At 71.2% G+C, this 23,874-nt stretch carries 25 protein-coding genes; 11 read left to right on the top strand and 14 right to left on the bottom strand.

Annotated features, from left to right (window positions below; all coding sequences use genetic code 11):
• Nucleotides 1-2: 2 nt before the first annotated feature.
• Complete coding sequence (locus tag BBK82_RS42600; protein WP_065919987.1) at nucleotides 3-437, top strand: ATP-binding protein; 435 nt, start codon at nucleotides 3-5, stop codon at nucleotides 435-437.
• A 42-nt stretch (nucleotides 438-479) separates the two neighbouring features.
• Here the strand turns inward: BBK82_RS42600 and BBK82_RS42595 are convergent, their stop codons facing one another.
• The 5 genes from BBK82_RS42595 to qcrB all read right to left on the bottom strand — a co-directional run bounded on the left by BBK82_RS42595 (nucleotide 480) and on the right by qcrB (nucleotide 6,006).
• Complete coding sequence (locus BBK82_RS42595) at nucleotides 480-1,640, bottom strand: serine/threonine-protein kinase (protein ID WP_065919986.1); 1,161 nt, start codon at nucleotides 1,638-1,640, stop codon at nucleotides 480-482.
• A 55-nt stretch (nucleotides 1,641-1,695) separates the two neighbouring features.
• Nucleotides 1,696-2,664: an NAD-dependent epimerase/dehydratase family protein gene (locus BBK82_RS42590; RefSeq protein ID WP_065919985.1), complete on the bottom strand. Its 969-nt coding sequence runs from the start codon at nucleotides 2,662-2,664 to the stop codon at nucleotides 1,696-1,698.
• Between the two features lie 2 nt (nucleotides 2,665-2,666).
• Nucleotides 2,667-3,395: a DUF1990 family protein gene (locus BBK82_RS42585; RefSeq protein ID WP_065919984.1), complete on the bottom strand. Its 729-nt coding sequence runs from the start codon at nucleotides 3,393-3,395 to the stop codon at nucleotides 2,667-2,669.
• A gap of 183 nt (nucleotides 3,396-3,578) precedes the next feature.
• Nucleotides 3,579-4,130, bottom strand: a complete 552-nt coding sequence (locus BBK82_RS42580) for a hypothetical protein (RefSeq protein ID WP_237047886.1) — start codon at nucleotides 4,128-4,130, stop codon at nucleotides 3,579-3,581.
• A gap of 211 nt (nucleotides 4,131-4,341) precedes the next feature.
• Nucleotides 4,342-6,006: a cytochrome bc1 complex cytochrome b subunit gene (gene qcrB, locus BBK82_RS42575; protein WP_065919983.1), complete on the bottom strand. Its 1,665-nt coding sequence runs from the start codon at nucleotides 6,004-6,006 to the stop codon at nucleotides 4,342-4,344.
• 245 nt (nucleotides 6,007-6,251) lie between these two features.
• Between qcrB and BBK82_RS42570 the strand changes: the two genes are divergently transcribed.
• Nucleotides 6,252-6,551, top strand: coding sequence for a DUF3099 domain-containing protein (locus BBK82_RS42570; protein WP_065919982.1), 300 nt, complete (start codon nucleotides 6,252-6,254; stop codon nucleotides 6,549-6,551).
• A gap of 22 nt (nucleotides 6,552-6,573) precedes the next feature.
• Here the strand turns inward: BBK82_RS42570 and BBK82_RS42565 are convergent, their stop codons facing one another.
• On the bottom strand, nucleotides 6,574-8,226 hold the full coding sequence (locus BBK82_RS42565; protein ID WP_065919981.1) for a glycosyltransferase family 4 protein: 1,653 nt from the start codon (nucleotides 8,224-8,226) through the stop codon (nucleotides 6,574-6,576).
• Between the two features lie 322 nt (nucleotides 8,227-8,548).
• Here BBK82_RS42565 and BBK82_RS42560 point away from each other — a divergent pair, with 322 nt between their 5' ends.
• From BBK82_RS42560 to BBK82_RS42550, 3 genes are all read left to right on the top strand, one after another.
• Complete coding sequence (locus BBK82_RS42560; protein ID WP_218920516.1) at nucleotides 8,549-9,703, top strand: glycosyltransferase; 1,155 nt, start codon at nucleotides 8,549-8,551, stop codon at nucleotides 9,701-9,703.
• A gap of 208 nt (nucleotides 9,704-9,911) precedes the next feature.
• Nucleotides 9,912-10,865, top strand: coding sequence for an alpha/beta hydrolase (locus BBK82_RS42555; RefSeq protein WP_071812797.1), 954 nt, complete (start codon nucleotides 9,912-9,914; stop codon nucleotides 10,863-10,865).
• Between the two features lie 28 nt (nucleotides 10,866-10,893).
• Nucleotides 10,894-11,361 carry a cupin domain-containing protein gene (locus tag BBK82_RS42550; protein ID WP_065919979.1) on the top strand — a complete coding sequence of 156 codons (468 nt, stop codon included), beginning with the start codon at nucleotides 10,894-10,896 and terminating at the stop codon, nucleotides 11,359-11,361.
• A 27-nt stretch (nucleotides 11,362-11,388) separates the two neighbouring features.
• Here the strand turns inward: BBK82_RS42550 and BBK82_RS42545 are convergent, their stop codons facing one another.
• Nucleotides 11,389-12,648 carry a hypothetical protein gene (locus BBK82_RS42545; RefSeq protein ID WP_065919978.1) on the bottom strand — a complete coding sequence of 420 codons (1,260 nt, stop codon included), beginning with the start codon at nucleotides 12,646-12,648 and terminating at the stop codon, nucleotides 11,389-11,391.
• Nucleotides 12,649-12,760: 112 nt separating this feature from the next.
• Here BBK82_RS42545 and BBK82_RS42540 point away from each other — a divergent pair, with 112 nt between their 5' ends.
• On the top strand, nucleotides 12,761-13,363 hold the full coding sequence (locus BBK82_RS42540; protein ID WP_218920515.1) for a hypothetical protein: 603 nt from the start codon (nucleotides 12,761-12,763) through the stop codon (nucleotides 13,361-13,363).
• Here the strand turns inward: BBK82_RS42540 and BBK82_RS42535 are convergent.
• Nucleotides 13,360-14,109, bottom strand: coding sequence for a hypothetical protein (locus tag BBK82_RS42535; protein WP_065919977.1), 750 nt, complete (start codon nucleotides 14,107-14,109; stop codon nucleotides 13,360-13,362). The genes BBK82_RS42540 and BBK82_RS42535 overlap by 4 nt on opposite strands.
• A gap of 25 nt (nucleotides 14,110-14,134) precedes the next feature.
• Here BBK82_RS42535 and BBK82_RS42530 point away from each other — a divergent pair, with 25 nt between their 5' ends.
• The 4 genes from BBK82_RS42530 to BBK82_RS42515 all read left to right on the top strand — a co-directional run bounded on the left by BBK82_RS42530 (nucleotide 14,135) and on the right by BBK82_RS42515 (nucleotide 16,539).
• Nucleotides 14,135-14,518, top strand: coding sequence for a hypothetical protein (locus BBK82_RS42530; RefSeq protein WP_065919976.1), 384 nt, complete (start codon nucleotides 14,135-14,137; stop codon nucleotides 14,516-14,518).
• A gap of 281 nt (nucleotides 14,519-14,799) precedes the next feature.
• Nucleotides 14,800-15,756 carry an NAD(P)-dependent oxidoreductase gene (locus tag BBK82_RS42525; RefSeq protein WP_071812796.1) on the top strand — a complete coding sequence of 319 codons (957 nt, stop codon included), beginning with the start codon at nucleotides 14,800-14,802 and terminating at the stop codon, nucleotides 15,754-15,756.
• A 197-nt stretch (nucleotides 15,757-15,953) separates the two neighbouring features.
• Nucleotides 15,954-16,184: a hypothetical protein gene (locus BBK82_RS42520; RefSeq protein ID WP_154697833.1), complete on the top strand. Its 231-nt coding sequence runs from the start codon at nucleotides 15,954-15,956 to the stop codon at nucleotides 16,182-16,184.
• A gap of 52 nt (nucleotides 16,185-16,236) precedes the next feature.
• Nucleotides 16,237-16,539, top strand: a complete 303-nt coding sequence (locus BBK82_RS42515; protein WP_065919974.1) for a hypothetical protein — start codon at nucleotides 16,237-16,239, stop codon at nucleotides 16,537-16,539.
• A 118-nt stretch (nucleotides 16,540-16,657) separates the two neighbouring features.
• On the opposite strand, the gene BBK82_RS42510 is transcribed toward BBK82_RS42515, so the two are convergent.
• Both BBK82_RS42510 and BBK82_RS42505 read right to left on the bottom strand, forming a co-directional pair.
• A complete protein-coding gene (locus BBK82_RS42510) occupies nucleotides 16,658-17,146 on the bottom strand; it encodes an SRPBCC family protein (RefSeq protein WP_065919973.1) in 489 nt (162 codons plus the stop codon).
• Nucleotides 17,147-17,227: 81 nt separating this feature from the next.
• Nucleotides 17,228-18,034, bottom strand: a complete 807-nt coding sequence (locus tag BBK82_RS42505; protein WP_065919972.1) for a YhjD/YihY/BrkB family envelope integrity protein — start codon at nucleotides 18,032-18,034, stop codon at nucleotides 17,228-17,230.
• Between the two features lie 263 nt (nucleotides 18,035-18,297).
• Between BBK82_RS42505 and BBK82_RS42500 the strand changes: the two genes are divergently transcribed.
• Nucleotides 18,298-18,810, top strand: a complete 513-nt coding sequence (locus tag BBK82_RS42500; RefSeq protein WP_065919971.1) for a CDP-alcohol phosphatidyltransferase family protein — start codon at nucleotides 18,298-18,300, stop codon at nucleotides 18,808-18,810.
• Here the strand turns inward: BBK82_RS42500 and BBK82_RS42495 are convergent.
• The 4 genes from BBK82_RS42495 to BBK82_RS42480 are packed head-to-tail and all read right to left on the bottom strand — an operon-like array spanning nucleotide 18,772 to nucleotide 23,684.
• The gene (locus BBK82_RS42495; protein ID WP_065919970.1) at nucleotides 18,772-20,244 is read right to left on the bottom strand and encodes a phytoene desaturase family protein; all 1,473 of its coding nucleotides are present in this window, start codon (nucleotides 20,242-20,244) and stop codon (nucleotides 18,772-18,774) included. The two genes, BBK82_RS42500 and BBK82_RS42495, sit on opposite strands and share 39 nt — an antisense overlap.
• A 1-nt stretch (nucleotide 20,245) precedes the next feature.
• Nucleotides 20,246-21,364 carry a glycosyltransferase family 2 protein gene (locus BBK82_RS42490; RefSeq protein WP_065919969.1) on the bottom strand — a complete coding sequence of 373 codons (1,119 nt, stop codon included), beginning with the start codon at nucleotides 21,362-21,364 and terminating at the stop codon, nucleotides 20,246-20,248.
• Nucleotides 21,361-22,170: a carotenoid biosynthesis protein gene (locus BBK82_RS42485; protein WP_065919968.1), complete on the bottom strand. Its 810-nt coding sequence runs from the start codon at nucleotides 22,168-22,170 to the stop codon at nucleotides 21,361-21,363. Before BBK82_RS42485 ends, BBK82_RS42490 begins: the two co-directional genes overlap by 4 nt.
• Entirely contained in the window at nucleotides 22,167-23,684 is a 1,518-nt protein-coding gene (locus tag BBK82_RS42480) for an FAD-dependent oxidoreductase (RefSeq protein WP_065921813.1), read from the bottom strand. Before BBK82_RS42480 ends, BBK82_RS42485 begins: the two co-directional genes overlap by 4 nt.
• Between the last annotated feature and the right edge of the window lie 190 nt (nucleotides 23,685-23,874).

The raw sequence follows: 23,874 nt of genomic DNA, 5'->3' as shown, positions 1-23,874 counted from the left end.
CGGTGACGACGGTTGATGAAGGGTCCACATCCCTGGTGGTCGAGTCGCTCGTCGAACCGACCACGGTGATGGCGGAGCTGCGCAGGCGGCTGACCGGTGCTCTGCGCGGTCTGGGGGAGGACCACCTCTACGACGTCCTGCTCGTCGTGACCGAGCTGGTGAACAACGTGCTGGACCACGCGTCGGGCTTCGGCCGGCTGCGCGTGCTCCGTCATGCGACGCGGTGTGAGATCGCCGTCGAGGTGGACGACGGGTCACCGGCCGAGCCGGTGCGCGGGCAGTCGCGGCTGGCCGGCAACCGGGGACGGGGCATCGCGGTGGTCGACAGCCTCGCGCGGCAGTGGGGTGTCCGGGTGCTGGCCGGTGGCAAGACCGTGTTCGCGGTGGTGGGGTGCCCCGAAGACGGCGACTCCCGGTGCGGGTCGCAGGTGGTGTGAGCGCCGGTGGGGTGAGCGCCGGTGGGGTGAGCGCAGGCCGGGTCACCCCTTGTCCGGCTTGTCCTTCTCCTTGTCGGGCTTGTCCTCGCCGGGCCCGTCGTCGTCCTTCGCCGCGGGCTTCTGCGGCGCCGGCTGCTGGACGTCGGCCTTCGGGCCGGCCTGCACGGGCACGAAGACGGTGTGGGTGACCGGCGGCTGCGCGGCGGCGGTCGGCGGGGGTTCGCTGGAGGTGACCGGGACGACCGGTGCGGTCGACGTCGGGGGTGCCGACTCGCCCGGTTCGGCCGGTGGTGAGAGGAAGGCGGTGGCGACGCCGGCGGCGCAGAGCGCCGTCACCACAGCGGCCGCGACGAACGGGGTGATCGGGCGTCTCTCGCGAACGGGTGCGGCCGCCAGGGTGGGGTTGGCCTGCGGGTCCCGCAACATGCGCGCGCAGTCGGCCGCTGACGGGCGGCGGCGGGGCGACAACGAGGTCATCAGCGTGAGCAGGCGCCTGAGGTCCGCGGGCAGCTCGTCGGGCACGTCGGGCTGGCGGTGCAGGCGGGCGACGGCGGCCTCGATCTCGCTGCCCTCGTACTCCCGCCGGCCGGTGAGGCACTCGAGCAGGACGAGACCGAGGGCGTAGACGTCCACCGGGTGGCCGAAGTCGTCGCCGCGCACCTGTTCGGGGGCGAGGTAGGCGGCCGTGCCCACCAGCTGGCCCGTGCGGGTGAGGCGGGTGGCGCCGAGCAGCCGGGCCAGTCCGAAGTCGGCGAGGTGGGCGTTGCCGTCGCGGTCGAGCAGGACGTTGGACGGTTTGATGTCGCGGTGCACGACGCCTCGTGCGTGCACGTAGGCCAGCGCCTCGGCGAGCTCGGCACCGAGGCGGCGCAGCTCGTCGGGCGTCAGCGGACCGTCGGTGATGCGGTCGCGCAGCGTGCGGCCCTCGACGAGCTGCAACACGACGAACGGCGTGTCGCCGCCGGTGCCGGCGTCGTGCACCTGGACGAGACCGGGGTGCGACAACGCGGCCAGCGTCCTGACCTCGTTGTCGAACCGCAGGCCGTCTGCCAGGTCGGATCCCGCGCGGAAGAGCTTGACGGCGACGTCGCGGTGCAGGCGGGTGTCCCGCGCGCGCCACACCTCGGCCATGCCACCGGACCCCAGCGGTTCGACGAGGTCGTACCGCTCGGCGAGCAGTCCGTCGTGCGCAGACGCGGGCATGGCGGCCTTCCGGTCGGCGGTGAGCTCCTCCCCTTGTGCCCGCCGTGCGGCATGGTCAAACGTTCGTCGGGGGCGGCGCGGCCACGTTGACGTTCACACGAGCGCCGGTGAGCACGGGCTCCGTCCTGAACCGGTCCCGCCGCAGCGCCGGACTGGGCAGCGCCGCCGCCTCGGCGAGCCCCGCGATCTGGTCGCGCGCACAGGCCGCGCTCGACTTCCTGGGTCGCGCGATCCCGGCCGGCACGGGCAGGGGCCGGGCACCCGCCGTCGCGGCCAGGTCGGTGAGCTCCAGCGTGTCGGAGGCGAGGTTGAACGCCCCGCGCGCCCGTGCGTGCAGGATCCGCACGATCGCGTCACCGACGTCGTCGGCGTCCACGAGCTGCACCTGCAGCGACGACGGCAGCGGCAGCAACGGGATCATCCCGCGCCGCAACAGGCCGAACAGCCGCCGGGGCACCAGCGGGTCGAGGAACAGGGCCAGGAAGCTCGCCGACGCCCCCGGCTGCGCCACCAGCGTCGGACGGACGGCCGCCACGGCGATGTCCGGGTTCTCGGCGGCGAAGCGGGTCAGCTCGGACTCGATCTCCGACTTGCCCGCGCCGTAGGTGGAGCCGGGGATGCCCGTGGTGGCGGCGTTCTCGTCCACCGGAGCGGACGCGGGCGCGTAGGCCGCGATCGACGAGCCGTGCACGACGTGCGGCACACCGGCTCGGCGGGCAGCCCGCAGCACCGCCGTGGTGCCCTTGAAGTTGGTGCGCTGCAAGCGCTCGCCTTCCCGGACGGGCTGGAACATCCACGCCATGTGCACCACGGCACCGGCACCGCGCATCGCCTCCTCCAGCACGTCCGGTGCCGTGTCGGAGGCGAGGTCGCAGGCGATCCAGCGCACCCCGGCGTAGGGCGGGACGGCGCGCGGCGGGCGGCGGCAGATGCCGATCACCTCGTGGTCGGCGTCGTCCGCGGCGAGTGCGCGGAGCAGGCCGGTGCCGACGTTGCCGGACGCACCGGTGATCACGATCTTCACGATCAGCCTCGTTTCCCGTCGGAGTCATCTGCACCGTCCAGCACGGCAACCGCCCAGAACGGTTCGCGCCCGGTCTGCCGCGGAACCTCGACCAGTCCGTCACCGCTCACGGCCGGGCTCTCGCCGGTGTCGCGGGCCCGTTCGGCCAGTGCGCGCAGGTTCTCGCCGACCGCGGTGTAGAAGCGGTGCTGCGCGCGCCGGCCGAACAACGACCAGCCCAGCCGGATGAACGGGTGGGCGCGCGGGTTCACCTGGTTGTAGCTGTTGACCTCCAGCGTGACGGCGCCGGAGGCGAGGTCCTTGACCACCCGGTAGTCGACGCGGCCGCGCTCGATGTGGCCCTGCAGCGTCTCGTAGCTCCAGCCCCAGCAGTACCGCACGCCGTCCTCGTCGAACGCCGTCTCGGTGATCCGCACGCCCATCAGGAACCGCGCGAACGCGAACCGGCCCACCAGCAGCAGGTTGCGGCCGAGCAGGGGCTCGTCACGCACGTAGTGGGCACGCAGCAGGGCGGCGGGCGTGAAGGAGTACGCACCCACCTCACGGCAGGCGTGCCACCAGAGCGATCCCTTCTCCGGACGCCCCGGCTCGTCGGTGCCGAGCGCGAACCGGTGGTGGTCGAAGTGCCACGTGGAGCCGCGTACCTCGGACTCGTCGTAGTTGACCGCCTTGTCCCGCAACCGCAGGACGACCTCCTGGACCGGCACGTCGCCGGCCGGTGTGAGACGCATGGACCTTCCCTGGAACGGGCGCCGCGGTGCCCGGCCGGGAAGGTCCCCACCTGGCTCGGCCGGGTGCACCGCGGCGCGTCTGGTCGACGAGCGCGAGACGGCCGGTCTGCGCGCTCGCCATCACATCCGTGCACCAGGGCGATACCCCGCGAATCGACTCAGAAACGTTTCACGGAGGTCGGATCATCCTTTCGAGGAGATTGACCGGTCCTCGATCGCCTGCTGTCGACCGCCGGCGTCCAGCCGGTTCAGCGCGGTGCTGAGGAACGCGTCCCGCCGGTGCCGGAGGAGATCGGCGTCGAGGTCAGGTCTGCCCTGGTCGTGCAGTGCCGGAAGGCAGAACGACATGTCCGCCAGGCTGTTCACCGCCGCGACGACGTCCCAGTAGGCGACCTGCTCCGCGCGTCGGCCGGCACCGCGCTGCCACCCCTCCAGGACGTGGTCGGCGGCGGGCAGCCCGAACAGCAGGGCCGCGTCGAACCGGGCCCCGCCGAGGTCGACCCCCGGTGGTCCGGCGCCGGCGCAGTCCCAGTCGACCAGGCCGGTGCAGCGGTCACCGGACCCGGCACCGTCGAGGTCGGCGGCGAGCAACGCGCGCAGGCAGCGGTGGTCACCGGCGACCCGCAGTGCCGCGGCCTCGGTGGCGAACCGCCGGCGGTGGTCGGGATCAGCGGGGTCCCGACTCGCAGCACGGCCGCCTCGACGTGACCGGCCGGTTCGAACCTCAGCAACCACGGGTTGGCCCCCTCGCGCAAGCCGGTCACCGCGGCCACCCGAGCGCCACCTCCCACCGCGCCGGTCGCCCAGCGCAGGACCTCCTCGGAGAGCCCGGACAGTTCTGGCACCGTGGTCACACCCCCGTGACTCGCCTGAGCGACCACGATGGCAGAGCGCCGCCGACAACCTCGTACGCCGGGCCGTGACGCGATGAACAGCAGCCGCCGTCTCAGGCCTTCGGGTCGGACGGCTTGCCCGCGAGCTCGCCGGCCGTGTCCTCCGCGCTGAGGCCTTCGGACACGTGTGCCTTGCGGCGCGCGTTGTCCAAGGCCACGGTCTCCTCGACCGGGTCCGGCGACCACGTGCTACCCGCCACCGGGTGACCGGCCGAGCCGAGCTTGTTCATCTTCTTCGGCACCGACGCACCCTGATACGCCAGCGGGATCGGGTGACCGTGATCGTCCACCGGCCCCAGCGGCTGATGGATCTCGATGAACTCACCATGCGGCAACCGCCTGATGATCCCCGTCTCCACCCCGTGCTCCAGCACCTCACGGTCAGCACGCTGCAAGCCGATGCAGACCCGGTAGGCGATGACATACGCGATCGGCGGCAGCACCAGCATGCCGATCCGACCCATCCACGTCGTCAAGTTCAACGAGATGTCGAACTTGTGGGCGAAGATGTCGTTGCCGCCCATCAGCAGCAACACCATGAAATACGTGATCGCCATCCACCCCAGCGCCGTGCGGACCGGCACGTCCCGCGGACGCTGCAACAGGTTGTGATGCGCGTAGTCCTTGGTCATCCTCCGCTCGATCCACGGATACACCGCCGCGATACCGGTCAGCAACGGCAGACCCAGGATGAACGGCAGGAACGGCGCCGGAATCGTGTAGTTGCCCAGGTAGAACTCCCACGCCGGCCAGATCCGCACCAGACCGTCGGTCCAGCCCATGTACCAGTCCGGCTGCGACCCGGCCGAGACCTGCGCCGGGTTGTACGGGCCGAAGTTCCAGATCGGGTTGATCTGGAACACCCCACCCATGATCGCGATCACACCCACGACGATGGCGAAGAACCCACCGCCCTTCGCCGCGAACACCGGCATGATCCGCACGCCGACGACGTTGGTCTCCTTGCGGCCCACCCCGGGGAACTGGGTGTGCTTCTGGTACCACACCAAGCCCAGGTGCGCGCCGATCAGACCCAGGATGATCGCCGGGATGATCAGGATGTGCGCGGTGTAGAGCATCGGGATGATGTCCGTGCCCGGGAACTCCCCGCCGAACATCAACCAGTTCAACCACGTGCCGATCACCGGGAACGAGATCAGCAACGCCGCCATCACCCGCAGACCGGTACCCGAGAGCAGGTCGTCGGGCAGCGAGTACCCCAGGAAGCCCTCGATCGCACCGAGCATGAACAGCACGATGCCGATGACCCAGTTGATCTCACGCGGCTTGCGGAACGCACCGGTGAAAAAGATCCGGAACATGTGCACCACGATCGCCGCCATGAACAGCAACGCCGCCCAGTGGTGCACCTGACGCACGAACAACCCACCACGGGTCTCGAACGAGATGTCCAGCGTCGAGGCGAACGCCCGCGACATCTCGATCCCGCGCAGGTTCTCGAACGCACCGTTGTAGGTGACCTCGGTCATCGACGGGTCGAAGAACAACGCCAGATACGTACCCGACAACAACAACACGATGAAGCTGTACAACGCGATCTCACCGAGCAGGAACGACCAATGCGTCGGAAAGACCTTGTTGATCTGCTTGCGCAGACCCGAGGCCGGGTGGAACCGCTCATCGGCAGCGTTGGCCGCCGCTCCGGCGACGCGCGCGGCCGCGTTGGCCGGCTTCGTCGGCGTGGTGATGGCACTCATGACTCACGCTCCCAGAGCGGCGGAGGTTCGTTCTTCGGCTTTCACGGTAGGCGAGTGCGGGTTCGATCGCCGGACGATGGATCGAACCCGCGCCGCCGCTGAGAGCTGTCACGGCTGGACCGCGATCGCTCTCAGCTCAGGTTGCCACACCGCCGCGGCGGCCGGGGCGAGCGTTCGGCGTGACGGAGCAGACACGAACCTCACCGGCCCGCACTGCGAACCACAGAGGAGAACGGAGGTCTGGTGTGAACTCGCAACGACGCGACAACCCCGTCCTGATCACCTCGGCCGCTCCTTCGTACGAGGACCAGCTGTCGGCCCGGCGACGCAGGTACGCCCTGATGATGAGCCTGCGCATTCCGTGCGTCGTGCTGGCCGTGCTGTTCGCGGAGGTCTGGTGGCTGGCGCTCGCCCTGATACTGCTGTCCGTCCCGTTGCCGTGGATGGCCGTGCTGATCGCCAACGACCGGCCACCTCGCAAGGCGGAGACGCCGCAACGCCTTCGTCCGTCCCGGCAGGCGCTCGACGCCGGTAGGAAGCGGTGACGACCGGCTCGGCCTCGCGGTGTCACGGTTTGGCCGACAGACCGCGGTAGAGCGCCGCGAACGGGTCCGCCACGGCGTTGATGTCGAACCGCCCGCGCACGGTCGCCTGGCCGGCCGCCGCGATCGGCCCGGTGGCTGCGCCGAGGCGGACGACCCGCTCCAGTCCTGCGGCCAGCGACCGCGCTGTGGAGGTGTCCACCAGGAAACCGTTGCGGCCTTCCTCGATGTAGCAACGCAGGCCGCCACGCTGCGGGCCGACGGCCAGCAGCCCCGCCTCCATCGCCTCGAGCACGGCGATGCCGAACTCCTCCTTCGCGCTGGCGCAGGCGTAGACGTGCGGTGCGCCCGAGGCGGGTGGGGTGGCGGCCAGTTCGTGCTGCAGCCGCCGCACGTCGTGGTTGGACCAGGCGGGCAGCACGGCCAGTCGGCCGCGTGCCGAGGGTTCGGAGCGGGCCAGGTCGAGCACCTCGTCCAGGACGGCCTGCTCGTCAGGGGTCCTGTCGGTGCGGGAGCCGCCGATGACCACCAGCGCGGTCCTGCGGTGCAGACCCGCCTCGAGCCACGCCCGCACCAGCGACCCCTGCTGCTTCAGCGGGTGCAACCTGCCCACGTTGAGCAGCACGGGCAGACCCTCCGCGGAGGAGTCCAGGCGGGGCAGCGCCGACGGTGCGAACAACTCCCGCACGAGTGACCGGTTCGTTGGCGGTGGTGGCAGTGCGATGCCTTCTTCCAGCGCCTGCAGGGACTCCGGGGTGAGTTGCGGGAAGTGCGCCAGCACCTCGTCCTGCCTCCCCCCGATGGTGATCACCTGGTCCGCGCGCGCGACGAGGTGGTCGGCGGCCCGCACGCGGTGCAGGTCGAACCACATCGCCGGGAGGTTGTCAGCGTCTTCGAGGTAGCGCTCGGCCAGGTGGCGATGGGGGTCCGGGGTGACGGTGAACACGAGCTTCGCGCCCAGCAAACGGGCGGCGTCGGCCACCGCGAGCGAGCCGTCGTCCGAGTAGCGCACGTGCACGACGTCCGGGACCAGGCCGCACCGCGGCAGCAGTCGCGTGAGCCACCAGGTGATCCCCGCCCGGTGACGGGCCATGTCCGGCTGCGCGAGCGCGGTCGGCGAGTCGACGGGCACGTGCACGGTCCAGTGGTCGAACCCGGGGCTCTTCTCGACGGTCACGGTGGTCGGCTCCGCCGCGAGCACCACGGTGACCACCCGGCCGATGTCCGGGCGCCGCACCAGTGCCTCGGCGAGCGAGGAGAGGAAGACGGTGAGCCCACCGCTCGCGCCCTCACCCGGCCGGGCGGTGCCGCCGATGAGCATCGACTGGACGACGACCGGGCCGGTCGCGGGCGGTGCCAACGGCAGCGGGACGTCGTCGTGCACCAGGTCGAGCATCAGCTTCTCGTAGGGGGAGCGGGGATCGGCGTCGACCGGCTCGCCGAGGACGTCCAGGTAGCGCCACACCGCAGGCCCCGCGGCGACGGCCCGCGCCTCGGCGGCGGTGACCGGTGCGAGCCGGTGGACCATGGCGCTGTCGAGCAGCTGTTCACGCGCTTCACCATCCTCTGCGGACAACAGTGCTCGGCGGATCTCGGCTGTCACGGCGTCGGTGCCGTGCGCGCGTGCCGTCGCGGGAACTTGCTCGTGGAACAGGGAAGAAGTCGCCGGATCGCGCATCAGGGAGGCGATCAGGGCGTGGGGGCTCGGTGCCGCGGGAGTGACACCGGCTCGTCGGGCTTCCAGTGCTCGCTGTACCTCGGGATGTGTCCGCACACCAGGTGTTCGAACCAAGACGGCGTTCGGATCGAACTACTTTCCAGTCGTGGCAACAAGGAGGAGCTCGGTGCCCGGATTCGTCGTCGTCAGTCCGCCTTTCCGCTCGCACGCTCAGCCCATGTCGGTGTTCGCCGCGGCGTTGAGCAGGGCGGGTCACCACCCCGTGACGTTCGCATGTGGATCGGAGTTCGCGGATCTCGCCCCCGATGTTCCTTTCACGCCAATGCGAACGACGCGCGAGTCGAACAGCGGCGTCGCCGAGCGGACCGTGCAGGACGCGCGGTCGGCGCGTGGCCTCACCGGTTTCCTCGAAGCCACCAGGGGAGGAGCGGTGGCGGCACTGCTCGCGCAGACACGGCGACGCAGGGAGGAACCGGTGTCCGCTCCTGGCGAGGTCCTGCGTGAGATCCGCGCGCTGCACGAGCGCCTGCGTCCGGACTGGTACGTCGTCGACCAGATCGACTACGCCACGACGCTGGCCGTGTATGCGCTCGGACTGCCGTTTGTCTCTTATGTCACAGGGCATCCGACCTATCTCGTGGCTCGTGACGAGCAGTTCTTCGGCATGCCGCAGACGTGGCCGTCCGCCGTGCACCCGTCACCGGAGGAGCTCGCCGAGCTCGCCGCGGAGGTCCGCCTGACCGACCGCGCGTTCACCGACGCGCACGTCCGCTTCCTCGGCGAGTTCGCCCCCGCGGTTCCGGTGCCGCGCCGTGCGTTCGCGCTGACCTCCTCCCACGCCGCGGTGGTGAACTACCCCGACCTGCCGTGGCTGCCGCCTTTGCCGGCCCACCAGGAACAGGTCTTCCTCGGGCATTGCACGACCCCGGAACCGCTCGACGACGCCTGGCTCGACCGCGTGCGCGGCCACAAGGTGCTCCTCGTCGCACTCGGCACGTTCCTGTCCGCGAGGCACGACGTGTTGCGCACGGTTGTTCGCGGTGCCTTGCGGATCCCGGGTCTGACGGTGGTGGTCGCCGCAGGGGGACGGGTCGCCGAGCTCGCCGACCTGGCCGCTGATCCGCGGGTCGTCGTGGAGTCCGTTGTGCCGCAGCGAGCATTGCTGCGACATGTTGTCGCGATGGTGCACCACGGCGGCAACAACTCGTTCACCGAATGCCTGGAGGCCGGGGTTCCCGCGGTGGTGCTGCCGTTCTCCAGCGACCAGTTCTGCATCGCCCACGACGCCGAGCGGGCCGGCGCGGGCGTGTGCCTCGATCCCAGCAGTGCGACGTCCGACGACGTGACGAAGGCGCTGCGGTCGGTGCTGGACGAGCCGGAGCCGTTCACGGGCCTGCGTGACGCCGTGCGCGCGGCAGGGCCGGACGTGGGCGCTGCCCAGCTGCTGGAGGTGTTGCGGCACCGGAGTCCCCGGTGAGCGACAGGCCTCGGTCATGAACCCATGGTTGCCCGGCCGGATCGCGGCTGCATGATGAGCGCCCTGTGGGCGGTGGGACCGGTTCGTGGTCTCGCTGAGCCCGAGGCGCAGCTCACACGTCGACTCCGCTTGCTTCGAATTCGAAGCGTGCTACGGTGAGAACATGCTTCAAGTTCGAAGCAACTCTCGGAGCCGTCAGGAGCCACCGATGTCGTACAGCTACGACCCCCAGGTCGCCGAAGCCCTCGCACCCGTCTTCGCCGCCATGGCCGGCACCACGCCGCCGCCGGTCGGTGACGTCGTCGCCCGCCGGGCGGCGCTGGAGGGGTTGATCAGCCACTCCGACACGGCCCAGCCGGTGCCCTCCGACGTCACCCTGACCGACCACCGGCTCGTCACCGCCGACGGCGCCACGCTGCGGCTGCGGTGGTACGCCAGAACCGGTGCGGCCGCCGAGCCCGGCCCGGCGGCGGTGTACTACCACGGCGGCGGCATGATCCTGGGCCACATCGACCTGTTCGACGGGTCCCTCGCCCGGTACGTCTCCGCGTCCGGCACGCCGGTGCTGTCGGTGGACTACCGCCGCGCCCCGGAGCACCCGCACCCGACGCCGGTCGAGGACGCCTACGCCGGGCTGGTGTGGCTGCACGAGCACGCCGCGCGGCTCGGTGTCGACCCGGCCCGCATCGCCGTGTTCGGCGACAGCGCCGGCGGTGGCTTGGCCGCCGCCGTGTCGATCCTGGCGCGCGACCGGCAGGGGCCCGCGATCGCCAAGCAGGTCCTGCTCATGCCGATGCTCGACGACCGCAACCTCACGCCGGACCCGACCTGGCGCCCTTCGTGCTGTGGTCGTGGGACGACAACCGCACCGGCTGGGCGCGTTGCTCGGCGACGCCGCCGGCGGACCGACGTGCCCGCGACCGCCGCGCCCGCCAGGGTGGCCGACCCGACCGGCCTGCCGCCCGCCTACATCGAGGTCGGGCAGCTCGACATCTTCCGCGACGAGGACATGACCTACGCGCTGCGCCTGTCGCAGGCGGGCGTGCCGGTGGAGTTCCACCTGCACCCCGGCGTGCCGCACGAGTTCGAAGGCCTCGCCTTCACCACGGACGTCGCCCGGCGCGTCATCGCCGACCGGGTCCGGGTGCTGGCGTCCCTCTGACCGCCACCCCACCTCCAGGAGAACAGTCATGACGATCGCGCACCTCGTTCAACGCGAACAGCAGCAGACCCTCGAATGGCTCCACAACGGACTGTTCAGCGTGCTGCTGGACAGCGAAGCCACCGAAGGAAAGCTCACCGTCGGCCGGTTCGACGTTCCGAAGGGCGAAGCCCCGCCGTTCCACACGCACACCAAGGAGGACGAGGTCTTCCTGCTGTTGCAGGGATCCGCGCTCGTCTGGGCGGGGGAGGAGGAACACGAGCTCGCCGAGGGCGGCATCGTCTACCTGCCGCGCAACCTGCCGCACAGCTACCGGATCACCTCCGACCGCGCCGACCTCCTGCTCATCGCCACGCCGGGCGGGATCGAGGAGATGTTCCGCCACGCCGGCCGCGACGTCTCCACGCCGCGCCCGGACGGGTTCGAGATCAGCCAGGAGAAGCTCGCCGAGGCCGCCGCGCTGGCCGGTTCGGTGATCGTCGGCCCGCCGCGCTGACCGAAGCCCTGTTCTCGCAGGGAATTCTCATTCCGTGCTGATGTCGAGCACCGCAGTCGTACCGTCCACATCGGACATCACGAACACGGCGGTCGGCCCACCCGTGGCGCCGATCTTCCCCGTGCCGCCCGGTCCGATCGACAACCGGCTGAACGGCGTGGTCAGCACCATCCTGCCGCCGCGGATCGCGGCCGTGACCGTCACCTGGCCCACGGTGATGTCGGCCTTGCCGGTGACGAGCACCTGACACGCCCCGGTCGCACAGGCGGCGAGATCGGTGCCGTTGCGCGCGGTCAACGGCTGCTTCGGCGTCGCCGTGGCGTCGCGCGGCACGCACGACGGCGCGAGGTCGTGGGACGCGGCGAGTGCGGGCCCGTGCCCGACGGCGGCGAGCAGCCCTTCGGCCTTCGCCTTGACCGCGGTGGTGGTGGCCTTGGCGGTCTCGACCTGGTCCGGCGAAACGGGTCCCGGGTAGCCGGGCGAGCGGTCCTCCGGCAGCGTCTGCGCCTGCTCCCGCAACGTGGTCAGCAGCGTGTCGCGGAAGCTGTCCGCCTCCGTGACACCGGTCGGGGAGAGCCCGGCGAGCCGGGTGGCACCACCGTTGACCACCGAGCCGGTCGTGCTGAGGTAGCTCTCCAGCTCGAACGAGGCGAACCGCGGGTCGTCGCCCGCGATGTCGGCGGTGTCGGTGCTGAGCTGCTTGATGGAGGTCACCGTGGCGCACATCGTGTCCGCCCACGTCACCAGGTCACGCGTCGGCGCGGGATCCGGCTGCGTCACCGCACGTCCGGGTTCGCAGGCAGGCGTCAGGTTGTACGAGGTGAGCAGCTCCGGCGCGTTCTCGGCGACACCGGTCAGCTGCCGGCGCATCGGTCCGAGGCCGGCGACCAGGTCCTCGACCCGCTTCTTCTTCGCCTGCGCCTCCGCCTCGGGTGCGGTCACGAGCGAGTCGTCGGTCGCGGCGGGCAACTGCGGCCGGACGCCTTCGAGCGCCTCGACCAGGGCGGCGACGTGGTCGTCCGCGGCGGCGATCTTCGCCGGGGTCAGCTTCTTCAGCGCTTTCGTCGCGTTGTCCACGCCGTCGACCACCGACCGCACGTAGGCGGAGGGGCTGGACTGCTTCCCGGCTTCCTCGAGCGCCTTCACGTGCGTGCAGACCACGGTCGACCACTCGACCAGGTGCCGGGTGGGTGGAGGTGGTGGTGGTTCGGTCTGTCCGGTCGGTTCGGCCGCCGAACATCCCGTGACCAGGAGACCGGCGACGGCCGCGGAGACGAGTGCGCGCATGCGGACCAGTCTCGGGGCTGATCGCTGTGATCCGGCCCGGCTGGCAGCTTCCTGCCTCGCCCGCCCGGGAAAGCACACGACGCGTGGCACGTCCTTTTGGAACACTGCGGGGGTGCGCGACCCGATGCTCTTCACCGACCCGGAGAACTGGACCGGTGGCTTCTACGAGCTGTCACTGGAGATCGGCGACCGCGACGACGAGCGTCTTCAGGGCGCGTTGACCGCGTTGTGGCGAGCTGCCGGCATCACGGGCTGCTCCGGCAGCCGGGACCGCGAACCGGCCGACCAGGACGCGGTACCCGTCACCGTGGCGTCGCTGGAGGAGTTCGGCCACCTGCACGGCACCGCGCGAACGCCGCTCAGCGGACCTGTCGTGTGCGGCTGCTTCTCCACCCGCTTCGACGACGGCGAGGACTGGCTGACGCTGTACCTCCCGCTCGGCGCGCTGGCCAAGGCGGACCGGCGCATCGGTGCCTTCCCGTTCGGCTCAGACGGCGCAACGCGGTCGCTGGCCTGGCGTGCGGCCCTGGACACGTGGCTGGCCGGTGTGGCGGACGAGGTGTTCCGCCAGGCCGGCTTCCGGCTCGGCCTGATCGGCTTCGAGGTCGACCACGTCACCGCCGCCGACCTCGGCGGAGTGGTGCCCGACGAACGCTGGGACGGCTACCTGCTGCCCGCCGGCGGTCACGTGCGGTACACGCCGGCGAACCGCTAGCCCGACTCGCTGGTGAGCACCTGTCCACGATGGGCCGCGACCGCACGTCGGTACTCGTGGTGCAGCTGAGCGAACTTCACGGGATCAACCGCGGCCGGGTCGCCCAGCAGCACGATGACCGCTGCTCCGTCGCTCGTCCGTCGAACGTCGGCGTTCAGCTCCGCGAGGACGGGTGCCAGTCGCCGGTGGTGGTCGGCGTCGAAGTAGGTGAGCCAGCTCAACCAGTCCGGCGAGGAACCCGGTGGCGGCGGGGTGACGTGCATGCGCGAGTCCGGCAGCTCGGACCAGATCTGCTCCAGCGACCACTCGTCCTCGACGCGGCCGAACACCGCACCGAGTCCGGTCGCGACGGTCAGCCACAGTCCGGTCAGCTGCCGGTGCAGTTGCCGAAACGGTTCGGCGTCGGCGGTGGGAGTCCGCCGGCAGTGGGCCGAGTTCAACGAGAGCGACACGAGGTCCCAGCCGGTTCCGCCGCTCGGTGTGGTGGACAGCCCGATGTCGGCTTCGGAGCGGGTCCACAGGTTGGTGGCCCAGGATCCCGTGGTGAGCCCCTGGACCAGCTGGTGGCGGGTCAGCACTTCGTGGTCGCCCTCGCGGCCGGGGAGGTTGGCGAAGCCGTTGATCCCGCCGTCCGGCCGGTGGGGTGACAGGCCGGAATCGTTGGCCAGTGCCAACAACCGTTCGACCGTCGCCGAGGTCAACGCCCCGCCGGGGAGGGCCAACGTCCACGACCAGTCCGATCCCATGGGGGACAGTTTGTCATCGGCCGCGGTGCGCGCGGAGAGGGAGGTGCTCGTGTCGGATGCCGGTGGCAACGAGTCCGTTCTGGGCAGGCTGCTCGAGGAGATCTCGTGGGAGGGCTCGTCGGTCCGCCGGTACCGCGACGGCGGGCGGGGGTTGGAGAACGTCCTGAGTGCGGAAGTGCTGGCTGCGCTGGACTTTCTGCCGCGGACGTTTCTGGGGGCGGTGGTCGGCAACGCGCACGGGGCGGATGGGGTGCGGGGTGTGCTGGCCCGTGAGGTGGAGGAGGCGAAGCTGTCGTTCCTGCCTGATGAGTTCGTGTTGAACCCGGATGGGAGGTCGCGCGGTGAGCAGTTGATCGTGCAGTTCGACGCGTCCGTCGCCACCTCGTGGTGCTACGCGATCGCGCGGTAGCTTCCTTCCCGTGGGTGCACGCTTTCGCAAGCGATCGTTCCGTGCCGTTGGAGGAGTCGACCGCTCGCATCCCCGACTTCTGTGCTGGAACACCTGGAGCGAGCTCGTTGACGTCGTGTTGGAGCAGCAAGGCCGTCTCCACGTTGCCGATCCGTCGGTCGCCGCCTCGATCAGCCGACTCGTGGCCTCGATCGTCCGGTCAGTGGCGCGGCATTCCTGATCATCTCGACCCGAGCGCACCGGCTGCCGTGCCTCACCGCATCCGCCGCGATGGAGGAACCGTGCAATCCCAGGATGACAACACACAGCACGCGTCGCCCCTCCAAGCCGGCGCGCGGGTCGCCGTCGTCGGCGCCGGCAGGATGGGCCTGCCGATCAGCCGCAACCTCGCCGCAGCAGGCTGGAACGTCGTGGTGACCGACATCCGGCCCGAGGTGGCCGACGCGGTGAGATCCTCTGGTGCCCGGTGGAAACCTTCCGCTCAAGCGGCCGCAGCCGGCGCGGACGTGCTGGTCACCGTCCTCCCCGGAATCCCGGAGATCCGCTCACTGATGAGCGGCCCGGCATCGTTGTTGCGAGAGCTGCCCACCGGCGCCGCCTGGCTCGACCTGACCAGCAGCTCGCCTTTACCGATGCGCGCCATCCAGGAAGACGCGCGCTCCCGTGGCGTCGCGGTGCTGGAAGCACCCATGGGCGGTGGACCGGAGGCCGCGGCGGCGGGCACCCTCCAGCTCTTCGCCGGAGGTGACGCCACCAGCTACGAGTTCCTCTTGCCGTTGCTGGAAACGATCGCCGACCGCATCTCCCTGGTGGGCGGGGCCGGTTCGGGCTACACCGCCAAGCTCCTGGTGAACCTGCTGTGGTTCGGGCAGGCGGTGGCGAGCGCGGAGGCGATGTTGCTCGGGCAGGCGGCCGGCCTGGACGTGGAGGCACTCCGCGCATTGCTGGCGAACAGCGCGGCCGGCAGTGACTTCCTGCGGCACGACCTGGGCCGCGTGTTCGCCGGCGACTACCTGCCGCTGTTCGGGGTGGACCGCTGTGTCGAGGAACTGGAAGCGGTCACCGAGCTGTTCCGCGAGCACGGCGTGCCGTCCGAGCTGTCCCAGGTGGTCACGCGGGTCCACCAGGAGGCCGCCGCCAGGTTCGGGCCGGTGGACGGTGAGCTGATGGCGGTCGCCCTGCTCGAAGAACGAGCCGGAACGCCACTGCGTCCGCAGCCGATCGCCCCATCTGATTAATTCGGTGGTGTGCACGGGTCGCCCCAAGAGTCGAGTCACGGCAGGTCAATCACGATTCAAAGCCAATCGCGCAGATCGTCGATTCATCCGATTGTGTGAACAATTACCGCGCCTTCCCAGGGTTTCGGGCATGTGCGATTTTGTGCGTCATGGCCGAATCGATATGGTGCGCCGCACACCATCTCGAGGAGATCATCGTGTTGAAGAAGGTTGGAGCGGCCGTCGCCATCGCGGGGGCGTTCGTCGGGTTCGGCTCCGCGGCGTCGGCGTCCGAGACGGACATCGTCCACCAGACCGGAGTGGCCAACCTCAACGAGACTGAGGTGGTCAGCGACATCAACGCCTGCTTCATCGACGTCAACGTCATCGCGGTGCCGGTGCTCGCCGGCAACGACAGCGGGCTGTGCGGTAACCCCGACGAGGACTGACCTCGATCGGCGTGTCCTGGGACAGGACCGGAGTTGCGGAAGGTAGTTCTCGATGTTGAAGAAGATCGCCACCGCGGCCGCTACCGGCGTGGGTTTCTTCATGATCGGTACGCCCGCGTTCGCGGCGCCTGAGAACGCCGATCTGGTGCGCGAGCTGAAGGACTTCACTGCGCGGTACGACCACAGCTACGACATCAGTGTCGTCAGCATGAAGAACGTCAGGGTGCTCAGCGACATCGACCTGTGCCACACCGACGCGAACAGCGTCGCGGTGTCGGCCTTCTCGCAGAACGAGGTCGTGCCGTGCCTGAACCCCGACCTCGAACGCCTGCAGCAGGCGCGTCCTCGCGGGTAGGCCCGGCGTGACGTGCACGCAGGCCCTGATGTGCGCATGAAGAAGTGCCGCGGTGTCCCGCGCCGACGAGGGTGAGACCCCGCCTGCGCCCGGACACCGCGGCACGTCCGCGGCGAGGTCAGAGGCCCAGCGTGCCGGGGTCGGACTGGCCGGGGCGCTCGACGTCGCCGCGCCAGGCGCCCGTCTCGGCGCCGCCGCGCTTCTCGATGAACGTCTTGAACCGGTCGAGGTCGGCCTGGACGCGGCGGTCGAGGATGCCGAGCTTGTCGGCGACGTTCTCGACGAAGCCGTCCGGGTCGACGTCCATCTGGACCGTTACGCGGGTGTGGGCGTCGTCCAGGCGGTGCACCGTCACGACGCCGGCGTGGTTGGGGCCCTCGTCGGAGCGCCAGGCCACGCGCTCGTCCGGGTGCTGTTCGGTGATGGTGGCGTCGAACTCGCGGGTCACGCCCGCGATGTTGACGACCCAGTGGGTGTGGGTGTCGTCGGTCTGGTCGATCCGCTCGACGCCTTCCATGAACCTCGGGAACTCGGCGAACTGGGTCCACTGGTTGTAGACGCTGGTCACGTCGGCTTCGACGTCGACGGACTTGGTGATCGTGCTCATGACTGACTGGCTCCTCACCTGCTGGCGGAACGAAGAGGACTCTTCAGCAGTACCCCGAAAATCGACGCAGAAACGATGCAGCTATGTGTTCAGCACGTCGTGTGTGCTGAGCGTGATCCGGTAGCCGAACAGCAGCAGGCCGTGCAGCAGGAACAGCCACAGCCCGAGCGCGGCCACCGCCCCCGGTCCCGCCAGGCCTCCGTAGGGGATCGCCCAGTCCACCGGGATCGCCAGGAACAGCACGAAACCGTGCAGGAAGCCCGTGAGCACCGCGCCGACGCCCACGCCGGCCGCCAGGAGGGTGCGCACCGGGAGTGCGACGGGCCCGACGAAGGCGAATACCAGGGCGACGGTCACGCAGATCGGGACCATGTCGAGGTGGAACGACAGCACGACGCCGAGCACCGTGGACCAGCCGCCGCCCTCGTACAGCGAGCCCACGGTCGAGGCGAACGACAGCGGGAGCGCGACCAGCAGCGGCGCCAGCAGGAGCACCGGCAGGAACGCGATCCGGCCGGCCCAGCCGGTCCACCTGGTCACCCGTTCACCGGCCGCCTGCACCAGGCCTCGGCGCAGGCCCTCGCCGTAGAGCGTCGCGGGGAACAGTGCCGCGGCCATCAGCGGCCAGGACGTGGTCGTCGCCGCCTCGGCGAGCTGGACGAGCGCGGCGGTGGGGTCGTGCGCGCTCGGCAGGGACCCGCCGAGCGTCCGGGCGCCGTCGGTCACGAGCTGCGGGCCGAACAGCACCGCCACCCCGCGCAACGCGAGCAGCAGCAACGGGACCAGGCCCAGTGCGGAGAAGAACGTCAGCCCGGCGGCCCACAGCAGGAGGTCCTTGCCGCGCAGCGCGCTCGACGTAGCCGCTGCCACCGCGCGGAGTACATGCATGATCGCAGAAGTACCCGAACCTGCGCGCGGTCACCCATCGGCCTACGGTGGTGCCATGACCGGTGACAACGCGAACCCAGTCGCTGGTTGGTCCCAGCTGCACGGTGAGGACGTGTCGCAGAGCCGGCTCGTCGTCGGCTGGCTGCGGTTCGTGCACGCGCTGGCCCGCCCGTTCGACCGCGTCCACCCCGACCTGCTGTCGCTGGCCGGGGTGCTGGTGGCCGCCGGGGCGGTCGCCGCCGCGGCCGCGCGGGTGGTGGGCGTTGCTGGCGCTGCTGCTGGTCGTGGCGAGCGGAGTGCTGGACGGGCTGGACGGTGCCGTCGCCCTGCGCACCGGGCGGGTGCGGCCGTTGGGCGCGGTGGTGGACGCGGTCGCCGACCGGCTCGCGGACCTGTTGCTGGTGCTGGTCCTTCTCGTGCTCGGCGCCGAACCGTGGTGGTGCGCGGCCATCGGCGGGTCGGTGCTGCTGCACGAGTACGCGCGGGCGAAGGCGCAGGCCGTCGGGATGACGTCGGCCGGTGCGATCACGGTGGCGGAACGGCCGATCAGGGTGATCGTGGTCGCGATCGCCTGTGCGGGAACGGGTTTCGCGCCCGGCGGCACGCCGGTCCTCGGGTGGGGCTGGGCCGCCGTGTCGGCTCTGGTGTGGGCGGGGTGTGCCGTGGTCGGGTTCGGCCAGCTGGCCGCCGGGATCCACCGGGAGCTCGACGGGCGGCCGTGGACGGGGCCGTTCGGGTCAGGCCGGACCGACCAGGCGGGCGACGATCTGCGCTGACATCGCCACGAGCGGCAGCCCGCCGCCGGGGTGGGCCGAGCCGCCGACGAGGAACAGGCCGGGCAGGGGAGAGCGGTTGGCGGGCCGGAGCAGCGCCGCGCGCGGGCCGTTGGACGACGAACCGTAGATCGACCCGCCGACCGAGCCGGTGTCGCGGGCCCAGTCGGCCGGTGTGCGGATCTCCCGCCAGCGCACCCGGTCGCGGACGTCCACGCCGCGCTCGGCCATGACCCGCAGGACGCGGTCGGCGTAGGAGTCGGCGAGTTCCGGCGCTGTCCAGTCGACGTCGCCCTGCCGTGCGGCGTTGACCAGCACGAACCACGCCTCGTCACCCTCGGGTGCGACGGCGGGGTCGTCCGGTGCGCACACGTAGACCGTCGGGTCCGGCACCGGCCGGGGGTGCCGGCCGAAGATAGAGTCGAACTCGTCGTCGTAGTCGGCGGGGAAGAGCACGCGGTGGTGGGCGGGGTCCGGGGTCTTCCCGCGCAGCGCCAGCAGGAGCACGAACCCGGACAGCGACGGCTGGGTCTTGCGCAGCATCCGGTGTGGACGGTGCGAGCGCCGGTCGGTGACCAGGTCCCCGTACAGCTGCTCGGCGTCCACATCGGACACGACCACGTCGGCGGGGCGCCGTTCGCCGTCCTGCAGGCGCACACCGGTGACCCCGCCGCTGCCGGACTCGATCGCGGTGACCGTTGCGCTGAAGCGGAAACGCACACCGAGGTCGACGCACCGGCCGTGCAGGGCGTCGCCGAGCCGGCGCAGCCCGCCGCGCACGTACCAGCCGCCGAACCGCTGCTCGACGAACGGCACGACCGTCATCAACGCGGGCGTGCGGCGCGGGTCGGAGCCGCTGTAGGTGGCGTAGCGGTCGAGCAGCATGCGCAGCCGCGGGTCGGTCAGCCGCCGTTCGCCCACCCCGCGCAACGTGCGCCACGGCGCGATCGCCATCAGGTCCCGCACGCTCGCCGACCGGCGCAGCAGATCGCGGACGCCGTTGAGCGGGTTCTGCAGCACCGGTTCGCCGACGAGGTCCCACAACCGTTCGGCGTCGGTGAGCACCGCCCGCCACTGCTGTGCCGCCTCAGGACCGAACGCGTCGGTCAGCGCCGCCTCGACGTGCTCCTCGGCGTGCGGCATGTCGAGCTCGGAGCCGTCCGGGAAGCGGTAGCGGCAGGTCGGTTCCACCGGGACGATCTCCACGAGGTCGTCCAGCGGTGCACCGGTGACCGCGAAGAGGTCGCGGTAGACGTGGGGCAGCGTCAGCAACGACGGCCCGGTGTCGAACGTGAACCCGTCGCGCTGCAAGGTGCCGAGCTTGCCACCGGGACCGGAGGCCTGCTCGTACACGGTGACGTCGTGCCCGTTCTTCGCCAGTCGCGCCGCCGCGGCCAGCCCGCCCATGCCGGCGCCGATCACCGCTACCCGTGCCACGTCAGCTGCTCTCCCGCAACGATCGGTCTTTCCACCGCAACACCCCTGCCCGCCGGGCGCGCCACGACCGGGCGACGAGCGTCAGCAGGACACCCACCGACACGGGGTGGGCGAGGGCGTCCGGCCACACCCGGCCACCGGTGGCGCGCGCGGTCACGACCCTGGTGAGCACTCCCGCGGCATACCCGGCGGCACCGGCGCGCGACCCGGCGAGCGCGGCGACCGGTGGCAGGACGTACAGCCAGGCGAGCACGACCGACAGCACCGCCGCCGCCACCGGACTGCCGGTGGCCGACCACAGCGACTTCTCGTAGCCGTCCCGGACCTCCGCCCAGTCCTCGTACATCCGGCAGGCCGCCACCGTGCTGCCGTCGACGACCACACCCCGGCCGCCGCTGCGTTTGACGGCACGCAGGAGCGCGATGTCGTCGAGCACGGCGGTGGCGATGCCGGCGAACCCGCCGCTGCGGTGGTAGGCGGTGGCGTCGACGACCAGGAACTGCCCGTTCGCCGCGGCCAGCGACGGCCGGGGCGAGCGCTCGGCCAGGCGCAACGGCAGGAAGACCAGCCACGACCACTGCAGCAACGGCTGGACCAGCCGGGCCCCGGCGCCGTCGGCGAGCTGGCGCGGGAACGGCGACACCACGTCGAGGTCGTTCTCCCGCAACAACGCCACGGCCGACGCGATCGCATGCGGCACCAGCACGACGTCCGCGTCGACGAACACCAGCACACCGCCCTGCGCCAGGTCGGCCAGCTGGGCGCAGGCGTGCGGCTTGCCCAGCCACCCGGCCGGGAGCTCGCCGCCCGTGACGACGCGGACCCGCTCGTCGTCGCCGGCGACCCGGCGCACCTCGCCGGCGGTGCCGTCGGACGACCCGTCGTCGAGGACGACGACCTCCAGCTCGGGCACGCCGACCTGGTTGCGCAGCGACCTGATTGTTGCCGCGATCCGGTGCGCCTCGTTCCGCGCGGGCACCAGGACCGACACCTTCTCCTGGCACCGGGGCGGATCAGCCGGTGGCACCCGCATCAGCCGCGCGTTCACCAGGGCGTGGGCCGCGGCCACGGCCGAACCGACGGCGGCACCGCGCACCGCCGCACGCAGGAACCGCCTCACCGATGTGCCCGCCACAGCGCGACCGCGAACGGCACCGCCACCAGGCCCATGAGCACGCCGGCCACCGCGGAGACCCAGGGCCGGCCGAAGAACGCCGCGTGCGCCCACACCGACGAGCCGTAGGTCCACAGGTACAGCACGGGAGCCGGTCCGGCGCGCAGGTCGAGCTCTCTCGAAACGCGGGGCGTACCGACGGTCCGGTGCAGGGTGGCGATCATCAGCGTCGCGACCAGCAGCCAACCGGCGTAGTTCGTGAGCGGCACACCCTCCACGCCGGGCAGCGCCGGGCTCGGGTCCGCCCACGCCCAATGGCCCGCGTCGACCATCTGCGGATCGAGGAACACGTCCCACGCCGCCAGGGCCCACGCGCCGACGGCGACGACCGTCCACCCCGGACCGCGCGCGAGCGACCGGCCGACGAGCAACGCGGGCCAGCACATCATCACCCACGCCAGTGCCACGACCACCGGGACGCCCAGGACGTCCAGGCCGAGCGACCCCGTGTAGCGGTAGTCCCCGAACGGAAAGCCCGTGTGCACACCGATGGTCTCGGCCAGCAGACCGCCGCCACCGGCGGTGACCACCAGCAGCACCGCCGCACGCGGCCCGAACCGGGCCAGGGCGTCGCACACCGACGCCACCGCGAACGCGACCACCGACGAGACCGTCGTGAACAGCCGGTCCTGCGGTTCGGTCATGGAGTACACGATCTGCGCCAGCACGACGAGCGCACCGCAGATCCACGCCACGGCGGGCAGCACGCGGGCAGGTCTGCGCACCGCGACAGGCCCCACTTCGACGTTCACGCCGACCTCCGCCGGCGCGCGGCCGCACGCAGCAGTGGCACACGACCTTCGACGGGAACCGTCCAGAGATCCGTTCCCGTCACGCCCCACCGGCTCAGCAGCTGGTTGGCCGCCGCGAACCCGGTCGTGGCCGCCCGTTCCATCAACGCCACCGGCAGGTCGATCCGCACCAGATCACCCGCCAGCACGAGGAAGTCGTCCGGCGTGCGCACCCGCGGCCTGCTGTCGTAACCACCGGCGGGGAACAACGGGCAGTCGGCCCGCCACTCGTGCCGCTCGTCGACGACCTTCGCGCCCTTCGTCTCGGGGTAGACCTCGGTCAGCTGGTCCCAGAGCCGCCGCTTCGCCTCCGCTTCGTCCACATCGGACGGGATGGCGTACCCGTGCAGCTCCACCACCGAACCACCGGAGCGCGCCGCCCAGGCGCGTGCCTCGTGCTCGTAGCCGTCGAGCACGCTGACGTTGTCGAGCAGGTCGTAGCCGCTGGTGCCGATGAACCCGGGCCGGTCGACCGGCCGGTCGAGCCAGTACCGCGACACCAGGAACGGCGGCGCGGTCCGCAACCCGGTGACGCGCGCCCGCCAGTCCGCGTCGCCGAGGTCCGGTGAGGACTCGACGACGGCGCGCAGCCCGTTGACGTCGGCGGCGAGCACCACGGCGTCGGCGTCCACCACACCGTCCCCGGTGGTGACGGTGAAACGCTTGGTCCCACCCCGTTTCACCGACTCGACGCCCACACCGGTGCGCACGTCGGCGCCCAGCTCGAGGAGGCGCTGGCCGAGCGGGTCCCACAGCCCGTGCGGGAACGGGTCGGCCGCGACGTCGAACAGCAGCCCCTCGTTCGAGCCGAGGAAGTAGATGTGGAACATGACGGCGAGCTCCGCGGCCGACATGTCCCGCGGGTGCGCGAAGAAGCTGCGCGAGAACACCTCGAACGCGAGCGCGTGCGCCGCCTCCGGGAACCGCACCCGCTCCAGGTACTCGGCGGCGTCGATGCCGTCGAGCTCGTCGTAGACCCCGGGAACCGACACGTCCAGCAGCTTCAGCGCCGCCTCGGGGTTGATGTCCGGCAGGTCGCGCCAGCGGAACGTGGGGCTGCGCCGCAGGAACGCCAGCACGTTCCACGGCGCGGTCGTCGGCATCCCGGCGAACGAGTCGCGGTCGCCCCGCGCGTGCCACAACGGGTAGTCGGGCATCGGCGTGAGCGCCCGGCCGTCCGGGTCGATCCGCCGCAGCAGCGAACGCAGGTTGTAGTACTGCCGGAAGAACGCGTGGAACCCGCGCGTCATCGTCACTTCGCTGCCGTCGGCGAGCTCCGTGCGCCACCCGCCGACCCTGCCGCCCAGGTAGCTCTCGCGCTCGTACAGCACGACCCGCGCCCCGCGTTCGGCGAGCAGGGTGGCCGCCGCGAGACCCGCGATGCCGCCACCCACGACAGCGACGACCGGCACGTCACCGGTGAACTGGGAACGTCCGGCGGGCGCGGGGATCCGCACCGCCTTGCGGTCCTTCATGAACACTCCCGTTCCGGCCCGCGGCCGTCGAACTGCCGGCACCCGCGCGCACTCGGGCCTGCGACGGCCTGGGTGGCGTCGCGGCCGGTGCGCGGCGGGTTCGCTCCTGGGGCGACGAGATCGGCACCGGTGGGTCACCGGTGCCGATTCATGCGCTTCCTCCGACCGTATGGGGAGTTCGGCCGGGCCG

This window comes from Lentzea guizhouensis (assembly GCF_001701025.1).
GTDB lineage: Bacteria > Actinomycetota > Actinomycetes > Mycobacteriales > Pseudonocardiaceae > Lentzea > Lentzea guizhouensis.
The sequence above is the reverse complement of the archived record's forward strand: the minus strand, read 5'-3'. Positions and strand labels throughout refer to the sequence as shown.

Coding starts and splice junctions, on each gene's coding strand:
- BBK82_RS42595 (WP_065919986.1), bottom strand. CDS start 1,640: ATGCCCGCGTCTGCGCACGACGGACTGCTCGCCGAGCGGTACGACCTC.
- BBK82_RS42585 (WP_065919984.1), bottom strand. CDS start 3,395: ATGCGTCTCACACCGGCCGGCGACGTGCCGGTCCAGGAGGTCGTCCTG.
- qcrB (WP_065919983.1), bottom strand. CDS start 6,006: ATGAGTGCCATCACCACGCCGACGAAGCCGGCCAACGCGGCCGCGCGC.
- BBK82_RS42565 (WP_065919981.1), bottom strand. CDS start 8,226: ATGCGCGATCCGGCGACTTCTTCCCTGTTCCACGAGCAAGTTCCCGCG.
- BBK82_RS42560 (WP_218920516.1), top strand. CDS start 8,549: ATGCGAACGACGCGCGAGTCGAACAGCGGCGTCGCCGAGCGGACCGTG.
- BBK82_RS42555 (WP_071812797.1), top strand. CDS start 9,912: ATGTCGTACAGCTACGACCCCCAGGTCGCCGAAGCCCTCGCACCCGTC.
- BBK82_RS42550 (WP_065919979.1), top strand. CDS start 10,894: ATGACGATCGCGCACCTCGTTCAACGCGAACAGCAGCAGACCCTCGAA.
- BBK82_RS42545 (WP_065919978.1), bottom strand. CDS start 12,648: ATGCGCGCACTCGTCTCCGCGGCCGTCGCCGGTCTCCTGGTCACGGGA.
- BBK82_RS42535 (WP_065919977.1), bottom strand. CDS start 14,109: ATGGGATCGGACTGGTCGTGGACGTTGGCCCTCCCCGGCGGGGCGTTG.
- BBK82_RS42515 (WP_065919974.1), top strand. CDS start 16,237: ATGTTGAAGAAGATCGCCACCGCGGCCGCTACCGGCGTGGGTTTCTTC.
- BBK82_RS42510 (WP_065919973.1), bottom strand. CDS start 17,146: ATGAGCACGATCACCAAGTCCGTCGACGTCGAAGCCGACGTGACCAGC.
- BBK82_RS42505 (WP_065919972.1), bottom strand. CDS start 18,034: ATGCATGTACTCCGCGCGGTGGCAGCGGCTACGTCGAGCGCGCTGCGC.
- BBK82_RS42480 (WP_065921813.1), bottom strand. CDS start 23,684: ATGAAGGACCGCAAGGCGGTGCGGATCCCCGCGCCCGCCGGACGTTCC.